The sequence below is a fragment of the Enterobacter sp. JMULE2 genome (assembly GCF_013337145.1).
Classification (GTDB): Bacteria; Pseudomonadota; Gammaproteobacteria; order Enterobacterales; family Enterobacteriaceae; genus Enterobacter; species Enterobacter mori.
Genome location: NZ_SGWD01000013.1, coordinates 84,424 through 102,894 on the forward strand (window position 1 = coordinate 84,424; position 18,471 = coordinate 102,894).

An 18,471-nucleotide genomic window follows, 5' to 3' on the forward strand; every position below is an offset into this window, starting at 1 on the left:
AAGAGGTGTTTGTCGTATTACAGGCAAAAAAAAATCCTTTGCCGAAGCAAAGGATTCTATATGGCAGGGGCGGAGAGACTCGAACTCGCGACACCCGGTTTTGGAGACCGGTGCTCTACCAACTGAGCTACGCCCCTAAAGTTTCTTACCATCAAGCCTGCCTAAAAGGCAGGCTTGATGTCTTAATAAGTGGCGGAACGGACGGGACTCGAACCCGCGACCCCCTGCGTGACAGGCAGGTATTCTAACCGACTGAACTACCGCTCCACCGAAGACTGCTTGTAACCACCGGATTAATGCACCGGCTTACTACTTAATTTGATGCCTGGCAGTTCCCTACTCTCACATGGGGAGACCCCACACTACCATCGGCGCTACGGCGTTTCACTTCTGAGTTCGGCATGGGGTCAGGTGGGACCACCGCGCTAAAGCCGCCAGGCAAATTCTGTTAAATCTGTATCAAAGCTGAAAATATCGTGTCTGTCTCTTCGCCAAAACACCTTCGGCGTTGTAAGGTTAAGCCTCACGGTTCATTAGTATCGGTTAGCTCAACGCATCGCTGCGCTTACACACCCGACCTATCAACGTCGTAGTCTTCAACGTTCCTTCAGGACCCTTAAAGGGTCAGGGAGAACTCATCTCGGGGCAAGTTTCGTGCTTAGATGCTTTCAGCACTTATCTCTTCCGCATTTAGCTACCGGGCAATGCCATTGGCATGACAACCCGAACACCAGTGATGCGTCCACTCCGGTCCTCTCGTACTAGGAGCAGCCCCCCTCAATTCTCCAGCGCCCACGGCAGATAGGGACCGAACTGTCTCACGACGTTCTAAACCCAGCTCGCGTACCACTTTAAATGGCGAACAGCCATACCCTTGGGACCTACTTCAGCCCCAGGATGTGATGAGCCGACATCGAGGTGCCAAACACCGCCGTCGATATGAACTCTTGGGCGGTATCAGCCTGTTATCCCCGGAGTACCTTTTATCCGTTGAGCGATGGCCCTTCCATTCAGAACCACCGGATCACTATGACCTGCTTTCGCACCTGCTCGAGCCGTCACTCTCGCAGTCAAGCTAGCTTATGCCATTGCACTAACCTCCTGATGTCCGACCAGGATTAGCTAACCTTCGTGCTCCTCCGTTACTCTTTGGGAGGAGACCGCCCCAGTCAAACTACCCACCAGACACTGTCCGCAACCCGGATTACGGGTCTACGTTAGAACACCAGCCATTAAAGGGTGGTATTTCAAGGGCGGCTCCACGCAGACTGGCGTCCACGCTTCAAAGCCTCCCACCTATCCTACACATCAAGGACCAGTGTTCAGTGTCAAGCTATAGTAAAGGTTCACGGGGTCTTTCCGTCTTGCCGCGGGTACACTGCATCTTCACAGCGAGTTCAATTTCACTGAGTCTCGGGTGGAGACAGCCTGGCCATCATTACGCCATTCGTGCAGGTCGGAACTTACCCGACAAGGAATTTCGCTACCTTAGGACCGTTATAGTTACGGCCGCCGTTTACCGGGGCTTCGATCAAGAGCTTCGCGTTGCCGCTAACCCCATCAATTAACCTTCCGGCACCGGGCAGGCGTCACACCGTATACGTCCACTTTCGTGTTTGCACAGTGCTGTGTTTTTAATAAACAGTTGCAGCCAGCTGGTATCTTCGACTGATTTCAGCTCCACCCGCAGGGGCTTCACCTACATATCAGCGTGCCTTCTCCCGAAGTTACGGCACCATTTTGCCTAGTTCCTTCACCCGAGTTCTCTCAAGCGCCTTGGTATTCTCTACCTGACCACCTGTGTCGGTTTGGGGTACGATTTGATGTTACCTGATGCTTAGAGGCTTTTCCTGGAAGCAGGGCATTTGTTACTTCAGCACCGTAGTGCCTCGTCATCACACCTCAGCGTTAATAAGGTACCGGATTTACCTGGAACCTCCGCCTACATGCTTAAACCGGGACAACCGTCGCCCGGCTAACATAGCCTTCTCCGTCCCCCCTTCGCAGTAACACCAAGTACAGGAATATTAACCTGTTTCCCATCGACTACGCCTTTCGGCCTCGCCTTAGGGGTCGACTCACCCTGCCCCGATTAACGTTGGACAGGAACCCTTGGTCTTCCGGCGTGCGGGCTTTTCACCCGCATTATCGTTACTTATGTCAGCATTCGCACTTCTGATACCTCCAGCAACCCTCACAGGCCACCTTCAACGGCTTACAGAACGCTCCCCTACCCAACAACACATAGTGTCGCTGCCGCAGCTTCGGTGCATGGTTTAGCCCCGTTACATCTTCCGCGCAGGCCGACTCGACCAGTGAGCTATTACGCTTTCTTTAAATGATGGCTGCTTCTAAGCCAACATCCTGGCTGTCTGTGCCTTCCCACATCGTTTCCCACTTAACCATGACTTTGGGACCTTAGCTGGCGGTCTGGGTTGTTTCCCTCTTCACGACGGACGTTAGCACCCGCCGTGTGTCTCCCGTGATAACATTCTTCGGTATTCGTAGTTTGCATCGGGTTGGTAAGCCGGGATGGCCCCCTAGCCGAAACAGTGCTCTACCCCCGAAGATGAGTTCACGAGGCGCTACCTAAATAGCTTTCGGGGAGAACCAGCTATCTCCCGGTTTGATTGGCCTTTCACCCCCAGCCACAAGTCATCCGCTAATTTTTCAACATTAGTCGGTTCGGTCCTCCAGTTAGTGTTACCCAACCTTCAACCTGCCCATGGCTAGATCACCGGGTTTCGGGTCTATACCCTGCAACTTAACGCCCAGTTAAGACTCGGTTTCCCTTCGGCTCCCCTATACGGTTAACCTTGCTACAGAATATAAGTCGCTGACCCATTATACAAAAGGTACGCAGTCACCTAACAAGTAGGCTCCCACTGCTTGTACGTACACGGTTTCAGGTTCTTTTTCACTCCCCTCGCCGGGGTTCTTTTCGCCTTTCCCTCACGGTACTGGTTCACTATCGGTCAGTCAGGAGTATTTAGCCTTGGAGGATGGTCCCCCCATATTCAGACAGGATACCACGTGTCCCGCCCTACTCTTCGAGTTCACAGCAAGTGTGCTTTCGTGTACGGGAGTATCACCCTGTACCCTGCGACTTTCCAGACGCTTCCACTAACACACAAGCTGATTCAGACTCTGGGCTGCTCCCCGTTCGCTCGCCGCTACTGGGGGAATCTCGGTTGATTTCTTTTCCTCGGGGTACTTAGATGTTTCAGTTCCCCCGGTTCGCCTCGTTAACCTATGTATTCAGTTAACGATAGTGTGTCGGAACACACTGGGTTTCCCCATTCGGACATCGCCGGGTCAAAGGTTCATATCACCTCGCCGGCGCTTTTCGCAGATTAGCACGTCCTTCATCGCCTCTGACTGCCAGGGCATCCACCGTGTACGCTTAGTCGCTTAACCTCACAACCCGAAGATGTTTCTTTCGATTCATCATCAAATTGCGAAAATTTGAGAGACTCGAACACACATAACATGTGTGTCGTTTCAATTTTCAGCTTGATCCAGATTTTTAAAGAGCAAAACTTCGCAGTGCACCTTTTCAGGTTCACTCTGAAGTTTTCTTGTGTTCGCAGTAAAAGGATGGTGGAGCTATGCGGGATCGAACCGCAGACCTCCTGCGTGCAAGGCAGGCGCTCTCCCAGCTGAGCTATAGCCCCATCGTTTGCAATCTCTGTACCGCTCATCCTTTAAAAGGAGTTTGGTAGGCCTGAGTGGACTTGAACCACCGACCTCACCCTTATCAGGGGTGCGCTCTAACCACCTGAGCTACAAGCCTGCAGAGATTTTTACTGCTATTTTCATCAGACAATCTGTGTGAGCACTACAAAGGCAGGTTCTTTAAGGTAAGGAGGTGATCCAACCGCAGGTTCCCCTACGGTTACCTTGTTACGACTTCACCCCAGTCATGAATCACAAAGTGGTAAGCGCCCTCCCGAAGGTTAAGCTACCTACTTCTTTTGCAACCCACTCCCATGGTGTGACGGGCGGTGTGTACAAGGCCCGGGAACGTATTCACCGTAGCATTCTGATCTACGATTACTAGCGATTCCGACTTCATGGAGTCGAGTTGCAGACTCCAATCCGGACTACGACGCACTTTATGAGGTCCGCTTGCTCTCGCGAGGTCGCTTCTCTTTGTATGCGCCATTGTAGCACGTGTGTAGCCCTACTCGTAAGGGCCATGATGACTTGACGTCATCCCCACCTTCCTCCAGTTTATCACTGGCAGTCTCCTTTGAGTTCCCGGCCTAACCGCTGGCAACAAAGGATAAGGGTTGCGCTCGTTGCGGGACTTAACCCAACATTTCACAACACGAGCTGACGACAGCCATGCAGCACCTGTCTCAGAGTTCCCGAAGGCACCAATCCATCTCTGGAAAGTTCTCTGGATGTCAAGAGTAGGTAAGGTTCTTCGCGTTGCATCGAATTAAACCACATGCTCCACCGCTTGTGCGGGCCCCCGTCAATTCATTTGAGTTTTAACCTTGCGGCCGTACTCCCCAGGCGGTCGACTTAACGCGTTAGCTCCGGAAGCCACGCCTCAAGGGCACAACCTCCAAGTCGACATCGTTTACGGCGTGGACTACCAGGGTATCTAATCCTGTTTGCTCCCCACGCTTTCGCACCTGAGCGTCAGTCTTTGTCCAGGGGGCCGCCTTCGCCACCGGTATTCCTCCAGATCTCTACGCATTTCACCGCTACACCTGGAATTCTACCCCCCTCTACAAGACTCTAGCCTGCCAGTTTCGAATGCAGTTCCCAGGTTGAGCCCGGGGATTTCACATCCGACTTGACAGACCGCCTGCGTGCGCTTTACGCCCAGTAATTCCGATTAACGCTTGCACCCTCCGTATTACCGCGGCTGCTGGCACGGAGTTAGCCGGTGCTTCTTCTGCGGGTAACGTCAATTGCTGAGGTTATTAACCTCAACACCTTCCTCCCCGCTGAAAGTACTTTACAACCCGAAGGCCTTCTTCATACACGCGGCATGGCTGCATCAGGCTTGCGCCCATTGTGCAATATTCCCCACTGCTGCCTCCCGTAGGAGTCTGGACCGTGTCTCAGTTCCAGTGTGGCTGGTCATCCTCTCAGACCAGCTAGGGATCGTCGCCTAGGTGAGCCGTTACCCCACCTACTAGCTAATCCCATCTGGGCACATCTGATGGCAAGAGGCCCGAAGGTCCCCCTCTTTGGTCTTGCGACATTATGCGGTATTAGCTACCGTTTCCAGTAGTTATCCCCCTCCATCAGGCAGTTTCCCAGACATTACTCACCCGTCCGCCGCTCGTCACCCAGGAGCAAGCTCCCTGTGTTACCGCTCGACTTGCATGTGTTAGGCCTGCCGCCAGCGTTCAATCTGAGCCATGATCAAACTCTTCAATTTAAGTTTGATGCTCGTGAATTAAACTTCGTAATGAATTACGTATGTTCACTCAGAGACTTGGTATTCATTTATTGTCCGAAGACATTAAGAATCCATGTCACTTTGAGTGCCCACACAGATTGTCTGATAAATTGTTAAAGAGCAGTGCAACGCGGCTTTCGCTCACCGTTGCGAGGTCCCGTATATTACGTTTTCCTCATTCAGAGTCAAGCAATTATTTTTACTTTTCTCTGTTGGCGTCCATCTCTGAACCCCGCTAACCCGGCGGCCTGCAAGCCGTTGTTCCGTGTCAGTGGAGGCGCATTATAGGGAGTTCTCAGACGTTGACAACCCCTCTTTTAAAAAAAACGTTTAACCGTCTCTTTTTTGCGCAAAACTGTGTCAGAGCGCCAGTTTTTCGAGCGTTTCAAACCCATAACGGTGTAAAACGGGTAAAAGTTGCTCAGTTTCTTTTGTTATCGCCATACAAAAAGCGATATTCGCGTCAGACGATTTTGCATCCGGCGCTTCATGTTCCAGCAGCCAGGCCGTGCGTCGAGCAATGGCAGCACCAGAATCCACCAGCCGAGTTCCTTCCGGGAGAACCTCTAACAGTTCTTCCTGTAATAGAGGGAAGTGAGTGCAGCCCAGCACAACCGTATCCGGTGGCTCCGGCATCCGCAGCCACGGGCGAAGAATGCGACGCAACTCGTCGAGTGATACCGCCTCTCCGTGCAACTTGGCTTCCGCCATCTCCACCAGTTCTGCCGAACCCAGCATGGCGATCTGGCACTCATTGGCGAAACGGTCAATGAGCTCGCGCGTATAAGGACGTTTTACCGTGCCACGCGTGGCCAGCAAACCGACGATACCATTCGCCGTCAGACGTGCAGCGGGTTTAATTGCAGGCACAACACCCACAACCGGGAACGGGAATTTTTCACGCAGGGCAGGAAGGGAGACCGTGCTCGCCGTATTGCAGGCAATAACCGCCAGCGCCAGGGGATAGCGCTGTTGAACCGCAGTGACGATTTCAACCACACGCTCCACAATAAAGTCTTCACTCTTTTCCCCATACGGGAACGCGACGTTATCGAAGGCGTAGATATAATGGAGATCCGGCAGCAGATGCCGAATCTCATCATAGACCGAAAGCCCACCGACGCCGGAATCAAACACCAGCACGGTGGGACGCGGATTAGAAGGTGTAGCTGCCAGACAAGGTGTATTCCCGTCCTGCAGTTTGATAGCCATAAACTGTCTCGTAATCTTTATCGAACAGGTTGGCTATTTTACCACGAACTGTGAGGTGAGAGGTGACAGGATATGAAACTGCGGCATCCCACAGGCTTACACCGCCCATTTTAACCTTTTGATACGGATAGGTTCCGAAGTTGGTGTCGTAACGCGTCCCCAGGTAATGGTAAGTCAGGCTCCAGTCGAGATCATAGATCTGGGTATCGAGCTGGTACTTCACCTGCTGCTTAGCACGACGATCAAGAAGTTCGTTGGTCGTCGCATTACGCGCATCAACATAGTCATATCCGACGGTATGCATCACCGGGCCAGTGTCAAATGACGCCGTGGCTTCTACACCTTTAATGCGTGCTTTGCCGACGTTGTAATATTCCTGGAGGTTGTTATTGAAGTCGATAAGATTATCAACATCGTTACGGTAAGCGGAAACACGCCAGCTCACACCTGCCGTAAGCCCCTCGAATGCACCTTCCCACTGCTTGCTTTCTTCTGGATCAAGATGGTCGTTGCCATAATAGCCGTAAAGCTGCCCTAAATTAGGCGCTTTATATGCCGTGCCGTAAGAGGCGATAAACCGATAACCCTCAATGAATTCCCAGGCGGCACTGCTCTGCCAGGTACCATGGCGACCAAACTGAGAGTTATCGTCGCTACGGGCTGCTCCTTCGAGGGTAAAGTCGCCTAATTTTTGCAACCCGGTCAGATAGACGCCCGTATTACGCAAGTCGTAGCCATTCGTGACATAGTTTGTGTTGGGTTCAGTGCTCTGTTTCTGCCAGTCGACACCCGCGCCAATGTTGCCGTGTCCGACGTCAACGGAGTTGGTCCACTGAACGTTGTACTGTTTGATTTCATCCAGCGTCGCCGTGGAGTCATAACGCCCCAGATGCGGATCGTAGTTAAAGTCTTTGCTGTGGCTGTAGCTGGAGAGCAACTGTGAATGGAAGATATCCTCGTTAAAGCGCAACCCGGCATCCCATGTCTGACTATACAACTGGCGGGTATCAACCAACACATCAGGTGTAAATGCGCTGTAATAGCCGTCATAAGCGGTACGGTTACTGTAGCCATAACCTCGCACAAAGCCACTCCACTGCTCAGAGAATGTATGTTCCAGCGCGCCGTATAGCGTTTTATTCATATACCCGTCTCGATCGGTCTGAGCAAGACCACCGTTGTTGCCGTCCGCGACCACATCAAAACCTTTGGTATAGGTGTAATCACCCGCCAGCGTCACGCGCGTGCTGTCGCCTAATGTTTGCTGCGTGCTGCCACCATAATTTTGGTAACCGTGCGAACCTACTCCCGCGTTCAGCGTTGTACCGTCTTTTGCTCGCGTGGTGATAATGTTCACCACGCCGCCAATCGCGTCTGAGCCATACACAGCGGAACGTGGTCCACGAATGTATTCAATTCGCTGTACCAGGGCGATCGGGAACTGGCTGAGATCTGACGATCCCGTGACACCCGCCTGGTTAAGGCGAATACCATCGACGAGAATCAGGACGTGACTGGAGTTGGTGCCACGTATAAAGAGAGAAGAGAGTTGCCCCATCCCGCCATTTTGCGCCGTATCCACGCCGGGCAAGCGGCGCATGACATCGATAACGGTCGTGGATTGCCAGCGATCAATATCTTCACGCGTTACAACCGAGGTTGCAGCCAGAACAGATTTTTCAGGTTGTTCAAAACGATTTGCCGTCACCACCAACGAGTCGGCACTGTCCTGCGCCCAGCCCGAAAATGCCGTGACGGACAACGCCGTCAACAGCGATACTTTTTTAATCATTGTTAAAGCATCCACAATATAAGAAGGATGCCGCAGGCCTCATCTATAGCACGCGATGATGAAACCAAATGCGACGTGATCCCGGCAGGTCTTCGGGCTAGGTGGCGTTATACGGATGAAGACTTCCCATTTTCACAGTGTCTACAACTCTCATCCCGCCAGTCTTTACCGCTGCGCGTCAGCTCCAGATTTACACTGGATTCCCTTTTCACTCTCAGGAGACCGGAAACAGAATGCTACAATTAGACACGTATAGATGTCCAGATAGCTATTGGCCATTAAATCTGGACATCCCCTGAACAATGCCTACAATCCCCGCGTAATTCTTTATCACTCAGGACGCATCATGACCCCAGAACACCTCCCGACAGAACAGTACGACGCGCAGCTGGCAGAGAAAGTCGTCCGCCTGCAAAGTATGATGACGCCTTTCAACGCGCCCGTTCCCGAGGTGTTCCGCTCTCCTGTCAGCCACTACCGCATGCGTGCCGAGTTCCGCATCTGGCACGACGGTGACGATCTGTACCACATCATTTTCGATCAGCAGACGAAGTCCCGTATTCGCGTGGACAGCTTTCCGGCGGCGAGCGAGCTCATTAACCAGTTAATGAAGCTGATAATGGACGGCGTGCGCAACAACCCTGTGCTGCGCAACAAGCTGTTCCAGATTGACTACCTGACCACGCAAAGCAATCAGGCGATTGTCTCTCTGCTGTATCACAAAGCCTTGAACGACGAGTGGCGCGAGCAGGCAGAAGCCCTGCGCGATGCGCTGCGCGCGCAGAACATCAACGTTCACCTGATTGGCCGCGCGACTAAAACTAAAATCATGCTCGACCAGGACTACATCGACGAGCGCCTGCCGGTAGCGGGTAAAGAGATGGTGTATCGTCAGGTCGAGAACAGCTTCACCCAGCCGAACGCCGCAATGAACGTGCAGATGCTGGAATGGGCGCTGAAAGCGACGGAAGGGTCTAAGGGCGATCTGCTGGAACTGTACTGCGGTAACGGTAACTTCTCGCTGGCGCTGGCGCGTAACTTCGATCGCGTGCTGGCAACGGAAATCGCCAAGCCGTCGGTTGCCGCCGCGCAGTACAACATTGCTGCTAACCATATCGACAACGTGCAGATCATTCGTATGGCGGCAGAAGAGTTCACGCAGGCGATGAACGGCGTACGCCAGTTTAACCGCCTGGAAGGGATCGATCTGAAGAGCTACCAGTGTGAGACGATTTTTGTCGACCCGCCGCGCAGTGGCCTGGACAGCGAAACCGAAAAGATGGTGCAGGCGTACCCGCGCATTTTGTACATCTCCTGTAACCCGGAGACGCTGTGCAAGAACCTCGAAACATTGAGCCAGACGCACAAGGTTGAACGTCTGGCGCTGTTCGATCAGTTCCCGTATACGCACCATATGGAGTGCGGCGTACTGCTCACGGCGAAGTAATGTGGGCCTTGTAGGGCAGGTAAGCGAAGCGCCACCTGCCAAAAAAGCCGGATGGCGCTTCGCTTATCCGGCCTACAATGACAAAACCCTTTACTCTGGTAACTGGCTCTTGCGGCTACGCATGCGCGAACCAATCCAGAACACCAGCGCCACAGACAGTACCGCCGGCAGGAAGTTAGAGCCGATATCCGGATACTCCGCACGCACCACGGTGCTATACAGCAAGACGCCCAGAATAAAGCAGGCAGCGGCCAGCCCCGGTAACCCCACCGGCATGGTGCGGTTCAGGTAACGTTGATGCAGGCAGTAAACCGTCAGCACCAGCGCAATAAGCGGGAAAATCGAAAACGGCACGATTGAGCTAAAAATAGCGGCAAACGTACCATTAATGGATAAGCCAGCGATCAATGCCAGCAACAGCGTCCCTTTATCCTGACCTGACTGTTTCATTACTCACCTTCACTCTTCGGTTTGATGTGCCAACTTCTCTTGTTCACGGCGATACCAGTAGTACGCACCTTTCGAAATCATGCGCAGCTGCAATACCAGTCGCTCTTCGAGCTGCTTGCGTTGTTCAATGCTGACATCCAGCGCTTCGGCACCTGCGCTGAAAACAATCGTCACCATGGCTTCGGCCTGTGCTTCAGTAAACGCACGCGGCATATGGTTTTCGAGTTCCAGATAGTCGGCAAGTTCCGCGATGAAGTGCTGAATTTCACGCGCGACGGCGGCACGAAACGCCGCCGATGTGCCCGAACGCTCGCGCAGAAGCAGACGAAACGCGTTGGGGTTATTGCCGATAAATTCCATAAAGGTCGACACGGAGGTGCGGATCACGCTGCCCCCTTTAGCGATACGCTGACGCGCCTGGCGCATCAGCTGTCGCAGCATCAGCCCGCTCTCATCGACCATGGTAAGGCCCAGTTCATCCACATCACGGAAGTGACGATAGAAGGACGTTGGCGCAATCCCGGCCTCGCGTGCGACTTCGCGCAGGCTCAAACTGGCAAAACTCCGCTCAGCACTCAGTTGACTGAATGCGGCTTCCACCAGCGAACGCCGGGTTTTCTCTTTTTGTTGTGCTCTTACGCCCATCACGATAGTTGAATCCTTCCAAAGGCCTGATGGCACTATACCAGAGAATAAAATTAATCTGTTTGCCTGGCTTTGTGAATGATTGTTTACGTGCGGTTTGTGCTCCACTGCCGGAAAAAAGCACAACGATAATTGGGTTACTCTGGCAATGATGTTATGATTCTGTTGCTTTTATGTATAAGAACAGGTAAGCCTTGCCATGCCACATTCCTACGATTACGACGCAATAGTTATTGGTTCCGGCCCCGGCGGCGAAGGCGCTGCTATGGGTCTGGTGAAACAGGGAGCCAGAGTAGCGGTCATTGAGCGCTACCATAATGTCGGCGGCGGTTGCACCCACTGGGGCACCATCCCTTCGAAAGCCCTCCGCCACGCCGTTAGCCGCATTATTGAATTTAACCAGAACCCTCTCTACAGCGACCACTCCCGACTTCTTCGTTCCTCCTTTGCCGACATCCTGAATCACGCGGATACCGTCATTAACCAGCAGACGCGCATGCGTCAGGGGTTTTATGAGCGTAACCACTGTGAGATTTTGCAGGGCAACGCGCATTTTGTGGATGAACATACCCTGGCGCTCGAATGCCACGACGGTTCGGTTGAAACCCTCACCGCCGAAAAATTTGTTATCGCCTGCGGTTCACGTCCATACCATCCGGCAGACGTGGACTTCTCGCACCCGCGCGTTTACGACAGCGACTCCATTCTCAGCCTGCAGCACGAACCACGCCATGTGATCATCTATGGCGCGGGCGTGATTGGCTGTGAATATGCGTCGATATTCCGCGGAATGGAGGTCAAAGTTGATCTAATCAACACCCGCGACCGCCTGCTGGCATTCCTCGACCAGGAGATGTCAGACTCCCTCTCCTACCACTTCTGGAACAGCGGCGTGGTGATACGCCACAACGAAGAGTACGAGAAGATTGAAGGCTGCGACGACGGCGTGATCATGCACCTGAAGTCCGGTAAGAAGCTGAAAGCCGACTGCCTGCTGTATGCCAACGGCCGTACCGGCAACACCGATTCGCTGCAGCTGGAAAATATCGGGCTTGAAACCGACAGCCGCGGTCAGCTGAAGGTCAACAGCATGTACCAGACCGCGCTACCGCACGTTTACGCGGTCGGCGACGTGATTGGTTACCCGAGCCTGGCCTCCGCCGCTTACGACCAGGGGCGCATTGCGGCTCAGGCGCTGGTAAAAGGCGAAGCGACGGCGCACCTGATCGAAGATATCCCAACGGGGATCTACACTATTCCTGAAATCAGTTCTGTCGGTAAAACCGAGCAGCAGCTGACGGCAATGAAGGTGCCTTACGAGGTGGGACGTGCCCAGTTTAAACATCTGGCGCGGGCGCAAATCGTGGGGATGAGCGTAGGTACGCTGAAGATCCTGTTCCATCGCGAGACGAAAGAGATCCTCGGTATTCACTGCTTCGGTGAACGCGCGGCGGAAATCATTCATATCGGCCAGGCAATAATGGAGCAGAAAGGTGGTGGTAACACCATCGAGTACTTCGTTAACACCACCTTTAACTACCCGACAATGGCGGAAGCCTACCGGGTAGCTGCGCTGAACGGCTTAAACCGCCTGTTTTAACGCGTTGTCAAAATGGCCATCCATCGAACCACGGATGGCCTCTGCCAGCTGCTCATAGCGGCTGCGCAGCGGTGAACCCGGACGATAAACGAGGCCAATGGTGCGACGCGGCTCCGGCTTGATGCACGGCAGATAGACTACGCCATCACGCTTACGCTCGCGCGGCACGGCCAGCGCAGGCAGCAGCGTAATTCCGCTTCCCGCCGCGACCATATTACGCAGCGTTTCCAGGCTGGTTGCGCGGAAATGGGTATCCTCATCCGCACCCGCTTCGAAGCAGAAGCCCATCGCCTGATCGCGCAGGCAGTGGCCATCTTCCAGCATCAGCAGCTTTTCACCGGCCAGATCGGCCATCGGCACGCGATCGCGGTTCGCCCACGGATGATCTTCATAGATCGCCAGCATCATCGGCTCATCGAACAGCGGCACTTCAATAAAGGCTTCGCTCTCTTTCACCAGCGCCAGAATGGCGCAGTCGAGCTTGCCGCTATCTAACTGCGCCAGCAGCTGATGCGTTTGCGCTTCATGCAGGTACATTTCGAGTTTCGGGAACGTCTGGTGCAGCATCGGGATGATGTGCGGCAACAGGTACGGGCCAACGGTTGGGATCAGGCCGATATGCAGCGGGCCGGACATCGCCTCCCCCTGCTGGCTTGCCATTTCCTTGAGCACTTTGACCTCGCGCAGCACGGTGCGCGCCTGATCCACCAGCAGCAGACCTGCCTGTGTGAACAGAACCTTACGACTGGTGCGCTCCAGCAGCATCACGCCCAGCTCGTCTTCCAGCTTGCGGATCTGACCGCTCAGCGTGGGCTGGCTGACGTGGCAGGAATCTGCCGCGCGGCGAAAGTGACGATGCTCGGCTAACGCTACCAGGTATTCAAGATCACGAATATTCATTATTCATCCTCCGTCGCCACGATAGTTCATGGCGATAGATAGCATAGCAACGAACGATTATCCCTATCAAGCATTCTGTTGAATAATACACCACATAGACGAGGCGGCACGTGTTTGACCCTTGACGTCCCCGCACCGTCAGCGAGTTTCTCTCAAAACTCGAACAACTAAAGCCAACGTGAACTTTTGCGGACCCCGTGGTCCGCTTTTTTTTGCGTAAAAAAGCCTGACACTAAGCCAGGCTCCGTTTTTCTCCCTCTCCCCGTGGGAGAGGGCAGGGGTGAGGGCACCAGCCCGCACTGTTCAAACCAAATCAAACCAACCGGCTCTTCGCATCCGCAATCGCCTGCGCCACCTGCTTCGGCGACACGCCGCCTTTCGCCGCACGCTTATCCAGACAAGACTGCAGGGCCAGAATCGGATACACATCGTCTCTAATCACCGCGCTGAATTTCTGCAGGTCGGCAAGCGCCAAATCCTCCAGCGGTTTACCCTGACGAATGGCTTCTACCACCGCTTCACCGACAATATGGTGCGCCTCGCGGAACGGTACGCCTTTCGCCACCAGGTAGTCCGCCAGCTCGGTGGAGTTTGCATAGCCCTGCTGCGCCGCTTCCTGGCAGCGCGGACGTTTCACCTGAATGCCGTCCAGCACCAGCGCGCCCATATGCAGGCAGTCCAGCCAGGTGTCGAGCGCGTCGAACAGCCCTTCTTTGTCTTCCTGCATATCTTTGTTGTACGCCAGCGGCAGCCCTTTCAGGGTCATCATCATGCCGGTCAGCGCACCCTGCACGCGGCCACACTTGCCGCGGATCAGCTCCAGCGCGTCCGGGTTTTTCTTCTGCGGCATCAGGGATGAGCCTGAGGTCACGCGGTCGGACAACTCGACGAAGCCCGCTTCGCCAGAGTTAAAGAAGATCAGGTCTTCGGCAAAGCGCGACAGGTGCACCATCCCGATAGACGCGTTTGAGAGCAGCTCCAGCACGTGGTCGCGGTCAGAGACGCTGTCCAGGCTGTTACGGGTGGCGGAGGCAAAGCCCAGCCAGCCTGCCAGCTGTTCGCGGTCGATTTCATACGCCGTACCGGCCAGCGCACCGCTGCCCAGCGGGCTGACATCCAGGCGCTTCAGGGTGTCCTGCAGACGGCTTTCATCACGCGCCAGCATCTCAACGTAGGCCAGACACCAGTGCGCAAAGGTCACCGGCTGGGCGCGCTGCAGGTGGGTATAACCCGGCATCACCGCGTCCTGGTTGTTCTGCGCGGTCTCCACCAGCGCACTCTGCAGCTGACGGTTGGCCGCCAGCAGCTCGCCAATGGTATCTTTACACCACAGCTTCAGGTCGGTGGCGACCTGATCGTTACGGCTGCGCCCGGTGTGCAGCTTTTTACCCAGTTGGCCGACTTTATCGATCAGTTTGCCTTCCACCCAGCTGTGAATATCTTCAGCATCGCTTTCGAGGATCTGCTGCGGGTTAAGACGCACCTCTTCCAGCAGATTGTTCAGCGCGTCTTCCAGCTGTAATTGTTCGTCTGCGGTCAGTACGCCCACCGTCACCAGCGCTTTGGACCAGGCCACAGAGCCGACAATATCCTGTTCGGCCAGGCGGTAGTCGAAGCGCAAAGAGTCGTTGAACTGTTTGAACCGCTGATCCGCTGCCTGTGTAAAACGCCCACCCCAAAGTGCCATAACGAATTTCCTTAATGATGATATTTTTGCCCGGTGGCGCTACGCTTACCGGGCCTACAAAATTCACGTAGGCCGGATAAGCGAAGCGTCATCCGGCACAGAATCTTAAGCCATAATACGCGTGCCAATCGGCGTGCCGTTAAACAGCGCCGGGAGCTGCTCCGCGTGACGCCATGAGGCGATATCCACAGGGCGGCCCAGCGTGCGCGCCGCATCCAGCGCGGCGTTCACTTTAACGATCATGCCGTCGGTAATAATGCCCTGTTCGATCAGCTGCTCGGCTTTGGCGGCGGTCATTTCCGCAATGCGCTGGCCTTTACCGTCCAGAATGCCGCTCACGTCGGAGAGCAGGATCAGGTCCGCACCTAGCGTTGCCGCCAGTGCCGTCGCCGCCTGGTCCGCGTTGACGTTCATCAGCTCGCCCTCTTCGGTCACACCGATAGAGCTCACCACCGGCAGGAATCCGCCTTCCAGCAGAGTGTTAATCAGCTTAGGCGAACCTGGCTGCGCCAGTCCAACGTGGCCGAGCTCTTCGTCGAGCTGGGTCACTTTTACGCTGTCGCCATCGCCCAGATAGAGGCCAACGGAGGCAATGTGGTGTTTCTTCGCCCACGCCAGCAGCGTTTTGTTCGCCGTACCCGCCAGCGCACCGGTAATGATGTCGATCTGGTCAGCAGGCGTAACGCGCAGGCCGTTCTTCTTTTTCACCGGCAGGTTGAGCCCTTTCATCAGCTCGTCCACCACGCAGCCGCCGCCGTGCACAATCACCAGCGGACGTTGGTGTGATTCACGATAGTTCACCAGCGCGGTAAACAGACGCTCCAGCGCTTCTTCGCTGTCCAGCAGTACACCACCGAGTTTGATAATTAATGGGTTCATCATCACACCTTAAATAAGAGCCTGCGTTTCCGGGAAACCGAAACGAATATTTGCACACTGCATTGCCTGTGCGGCAGCGCCTTTGAGTAAGTTATCTTCTGCGGCCACCACAATCAGGTGCTCGCCCTGCACGGCAAAGCCGATATCGCAGAATGGCAGGCCGACCACGTTTTTCAGCGCCGGCACGCCTTTGTCGTACAGACGTACCAGCGGTTTATCCGCGTACGCCTGCGTGAAGACCTCGCTCACCTGCTCTTTGGTCACGCCCGGCTTCAGGCGGCAGGTAATGGTTTCGAGGATCCCACGCGGGAAGCTGCCCAGGTGCGGGGTGAAAATCACGTCCGCGCCCAGATGGGTCGTGATTTCAGGGTGATGACGGTGATTAAACACGCCATACGGCTGAAGGCTCACTTCGCAGAAGCTGTTGGAGATAGCGGCCTTGCGCCCTGCTCCGCTCACGCCGCTGGTAGCGTTGATCACCGGCCACTGGTTCAGATCCAGCAGGCCCGCGTCGATCAGCGGCTTCAGGGAAAGCTGCGCCGCCGTCGGGTAGCAGCCCGGCACGGCAATCAGGTTCGCTTCTTTCAGCTTGTCTGCGCTCCACTCCGCCAGGCCGTACACCGCTTTTTCAAGCAGATCAGGGTGCTGATGGGTGAAACCGTAATATTTTTCGTAAAACGCGCCGTCGTTAACGCGGAACGCGCCGGAGAGGTCGAAGACTACGCAGCCAGCCGCCAGAAACTGCGGCGCCAGGTCGTGGCTGACCTCGTGCGCAGTGGCTAAAAACACTACGTCGACGCCGTCGGTAAACTCGCTGATGTCAGACATTGGCTGCAGCGGCAGATCGACAATGCCCCTAAGCTGCGGATGCAAATCGGAAATTAACTTTCCTGCATCATTGCTTTGCGCTGACACGGTCAAAGCGGTTATGGTCATATGTGGATGGCGATTCACGTAGCTTACAAGCTCTGCGCCCGCATAACCGCTAGCGCCTACAATCAGCGTATTCAACATCGGGTTCCTTTATGCTCAACGTTAATGTATTTTTATTCACATTTATTGCATGAATATTGATACTATCACGACCTAAGGTGTGTCAACAATGAAAATGAACTTACCGCCATTTATCGAGATCTACCGCGCCCTGATTGCCACTCCGTCCATCAGCGCAACGGAAGAAGCGCTGGATCAGAGCAATGAGTCTTTAATCAATCTGCTGGCGGGTTGGTTTAGCGATCTTGGGTTTAACGTTGAGGTTCAGCCCGTCCCCGGAACACGCCACAAATTTAACCTGCTTGCCAGCACCGGAACCGGTGCGGGCGGCCTGCTGCTGGCCGGTCATACTGACACCGTGCCGTTTGACGATGGCCGCTGGACGCGCGATCCGTTCACCCTGACCGAGCACGACAACAAGCTCTACGGCCTGGGCACCGCCGACATGAAAGGCTTCTTCGCCTTTATCCTCGACGCGCTGCGTGACGTGGACGTGACGAAGCTGAAAAAGCCGCTCTATATCCTCGCGACCGCCGATGAAGAGACCAGCATGGCGGGCGCGCGCTACTTCTCTGAAAACACGTCGATTCGCCCGGATTGCGCGATCATCGGCGAGCCGACGTCTCTGCAGCCGATTCGCGCGCATAAAGGCCATATCTCTACCGCCGTGCGCGTGCTGGGCCAGTCCGGCCACTCCAGCGATCCGGCGCGCGGCGTGAACGCCATCGAACTGATGCATGACGCCATCGGCCGCATCATGACCCTGCGCGACGACCTGAAAGAGCGCTATCACTACGAGGCGTTCACCGTGCCGTATCCGACGCTAAACCTCGGCAGCCTGCACGGCGGTGATGCTTCGAACCGCATCTGCGCCTGCTGTGAACTGCACATGGACATCCGCCCGCTGCCGGGCATGACCCTGAGCGATCTCGACGGCCTGCTGAATGAAGCGCTGGCCCCGGTGAGCGAACGCTGGCCGGGCCGCCTGACGGTCTCGGAACTGCACCCGCCGATCCCGGGCTATGAGTGCCCGCCGGATCACCAGCTGGTCCAGGTGGTGGAAAAACTGCTCGGCGAAAAAACCGACGTGGTGAACTACTGCACCGAAGCGCCGTTTATTCAGACCCTGTGCCCGACGCTAGTGCTTGGCCCGGGTTCCATCAACCAGGCCCACCAGCCGGATGAATATCTGGAAACCCGCTTCATCAAGCCCACCCGCGAACTGATTACCCAGGTTGTGCATCACTTCTGCTGGCATTAAAACGGCCCCGAAGAGTCCCCTCTCCCTGTGGGAGAGGGTTAGGGTGAGGGCCACAAATCGCATGATCTTCGTCACATTCCCATAAGCATCTCTTATCTGACGCAAAGCGAATTAAATTTCGTAAATTGCCCACATTTATTCGTTTGCTGAACCGTTTTCGCAGCAATTGACGACGGGGGTTTT

Annotated in this window: 11 protein-coding genes, 4 tRNA genes, 3 rRNA genes and 1 riboswitch; of the genes, 3 read left to right on the forward strand and 15 right to left on the reverse strand. The window is 54.9% G+C overall.

The genetic code is table 11. The features are described from left to right. Positions 1-61: 61 nt before the first annotated feature. The 9 genes from EXW94_RS12650 to btuB all read right to left on the reverse strand — a co-directional run bounded on the left by EXW94_RS12650 (position 62) and on the right by btuB (position 8,426). A tRNA-Trp gene (locus EXW94_RS12650) sits at positions 62-137 on the reverse strand. Positions 138-190: 53 nt separating this feature from the next. Next, positions 191-267, reverse strand: a tRNA-Asp gene (locus tag EXW94_RS12655). A gap of 56 nt (positions 268-323) precedes the next feature. Further along, positions 324-439 (reverse strand): 5S ribosomal RNA (rrf, locus tag EXW94_RS12660). A gap of 73 nt (positions 440-512) precedes the next feature. Then, positions 513-3,417: ribosomal RNA gene (locus tag EXW94_RS12665) — 23S ribosomal RNA — on the reverse strand. Positions 3,418-3,598: 181 nt separating this feature from the next. Beyond that, positions 3,599-3,674 (reverse strand) — tRNA-Ala (locus tag EXW94_RS12670). Positions 3,675-3,716: 42 nt separating this feature from the next. Next, positions 3,717-3,793, reverse strand: a tRNA-Ile gene (locus EXW94_RS12675). Positions 3,794-3,861: 68 nt separating this feature from the next. Then, positions 3,862-5,401, reverse strand: a 16S ribosomal RNA gene (locus tag EXW94_RS12680). Together the 16S, 23S and 5S rRNA genes with 4 tRNA genes alongside form the textbook arrangement of a ribosomal RNA operon. 381 nt (positions 5,402-5,782) lie before the next feature. Beyond that, positions 5,783-6,634 carry a glutamate racemase gene (murI, locus tag EXW94_RS12685; protein WP_089601530.1) on the reverse strand — a complete coding sequence of 284 codons (852 nt, stop codon included), beginning with the start codon at positions 6,632-6,634 and terminating at the stop codon, positions 5,783-5,785. Next, positions 6,579-8,426 carry a TonB-dependent vitamin B12 receptor BtuB gene (btuB, locus tag EXW94_RS12690; protein WP_089601528.1) on the reverse strand — a complete coding sequence of 616 codons (1,848 nt, stop codon included), beginning with the start codon at positions 8,424-8,426 and terminating at the stop codon, positions 6,579-6,581. Before btuB ends, murI begins: the two co-directional genes overlap by 56 nt. Before the next feature lie 65 nt (positions 8,427-8,491). Next, positions 8,492-8,668: riboswitch (cobalamin riboswitch) on the reverse strand. A gap of 104 nt (positions 8,669-8,772) precedes the next feature. Here btuB and trmA point away from each other — a divergent pair. After that, positions 8,773-9,873 carry a tRNA (uridine(54)-C5)-methyltransferase TrmA gene (trmA, locus tag EXW94_RS12695; RefSeq protein WP_108417926.1) on the forward strand — a complete coding sequence of 367 codons (1,101 nt, stop codon included), beginning with the start codon at positions 8,773-8,775 and terminating at the stop codon, positions 9,871-9,873. A 90-nt stretch (positions 9,874-9,963) separates the two neighbouring features. Here the strand turns inward: trmA and EXW94_RS12700 are convergent, their stop codons facing one another. After that, positions 9,964-10,323: a YijD family membrane protein gene (locus tag EXW94_RS12700; RefSeq protein WP_042713638.1), complete on the reverse strand. Its 360-nt coding sequence runs from the start codon at positions 10,321-10,323 to the stop codon at positions 9,964-9,966. 9 nt (positions 10,324-10,332) lie between these two features. Further along, positions 10,333-10,971 (reverse strand): HTH-type transcriptional repressor FabR, encoded by a 639-nt coding sequence (gene fabR, locus EXW94_RS12705; RefSeq protein ID WP_008501784.1) that lies wholly within the window; start codon positions 10,969-10,971, stop codon positions 10,333-10,335. Between the two features lie 196 nt (positions 10,972-11,167). Between fabR and sthA the strand changes: the two genes are divergently transcribed. After that, positions 11,168-12,568: a Si-specific NAD(P)(+) transhydrogenase gene (sthA, locus tag EXW94_RS12710; RefSeq protein WP_126817877.1), complete on the forward strand. Its 1,401-nt coding sequence runs from the start codon at positions 11,168-11,170 to the stop codon at positions 12,566-12,568. Here sthA and oxyR read toward each other — a convergent pair. From oxyR to argC, 4 genes are all read right to left on the reverse strand, one after another. Next, positions 12,551-13,468, reverse strand: a complete 918-nt coding sequence (gene oxyR / locus EXW94_RS12715) for a DNA-binding transcriptional regulator OxyR (RefSeq protein ID WP_014172176.1) — start codon at positions 13,466-13,468, stop codon at positions 12,551-12,553. The two genes, sthA and oxyR, sit on opposite strands and share 18 nt — an antisense overlap. A 313-nt stretch (positions 13,469-13,781) precedes the next feature. Further along, positions 13,782-15,155 carry an argininosuccinate lyase gene (gene argH, locus EXW94_RS12720; RefSeq protein ID WP_174340258.1) on the reverse strand — a complete coding sequence of 458 codons (1,374 nt, stop codon included), beginning with the start codon at positions 15,153-15,155 and terminating at the stop codon, positions 13,782-13,784. A 105-nt stretch (positions 15,156-15,260) separates the two neighbouring features. Continuing rightward, positions 15,261-16,037, reverse strand: a complete 777-nt coding sequence (gene argB / locus EXW94_RS12725; RefSeq protein WP_174340259.1) for an acetylglutamate kinase — start codon at positions 16,035-16,037, stop codon at positions 15,261-15,263. A 6-nt stretch (positions 16,038-16,043) separates the two neighbouring features. After that, positions 16,044-17,048, reverse strand: coding sequence for an N-acetyl-gamma-glutamyl-phosphate reductase (gene argC / locus EXW94_RS12730; RefSeq protein WP_174340260.1), 1,005 nt, complete (start codon positions 17,046-17,048; stop codon positions 16,044-16,046). Positions 17,049-17,136: 88 nt separating this feature from the next. Between argC and argE the strand changes: the two genes are divergently transcribed. After that, a complete protein-coding gene (gene argE, locus EXW94_RS12735; RefSeq protein WP_028014830.1) occupies positions 17,137-18,288 on the forward strand; it encodes an acetylornithine deacetylase in 1,152 nt (383 codons plus the stop codon). The last annotated feature ends 183 nt before the right edge of the window (positions 18,289-18,471 follow it).

Coding starts and splice junctions, on each gene's coding strand:
- oxyR (WP_014172176.1), bottom strand. CDS start 13,468: ATGAATATTCGTGATCTTGAATACCTGGTAGCGTTAGCCGAGCATCGT.
- EXW94_RS12700 (WP_042713638.1), bottom strand. CDS start 10,323: ATGAAACAGTCAGGTCAGGATAAAGGGACGCTGTTGCTGGCATTGATC.
- argH (WP_174340258.1), bottom strand. CDS start 15,155: ATGGCACTTTGGGGTGGGCGTTTTACACAGGCAGCGGATCAGCGGTTC.
- btuB (WP_089601528.1), bottom strand. CDS start 8,426: ATGATTAAAAAAGTATCGCTGTTGACGGCGTTGTCCGTCACGGCATTT.
- argC (WP_174340260.1), bottom strand. CDS start 17,048: ATGTTGAATACGCTGATTGTAGGCGCTAGCGGTTATGCGGGCGCAGAG.
- argB (WP_174340259.1), bottom strand. CDS start 16,037: ATGATGAACCCATTAATTATCAAACTCGGTGGTGTACTGCTGGACAGC.
- murI (WP_089601530.1), bottom strand. CDS start 6,634: ATGGCTATCAAACTGCAGGACGGGAATACACCTTGTCTGGCAGCTACA.
- sthA (WP_126817877.1), top strand. CDS start 11,168: ATGCCACATTCCTACGATTACGACGCAATAGTTATTGGTTCCGGCCCC.
- argE (WP_028014830.1), top strand. CDS start 17,137: ATGAAAATGAACTTACCGCCATTTATCGAGATCTACCGCGCCCTGATT.
- trmA (WP_108417926.1), top strand. CDS start 8,773: ATGACCCCAGAACACCTCCCGACAGAACAGTACGACGCGCAGCTGGCA.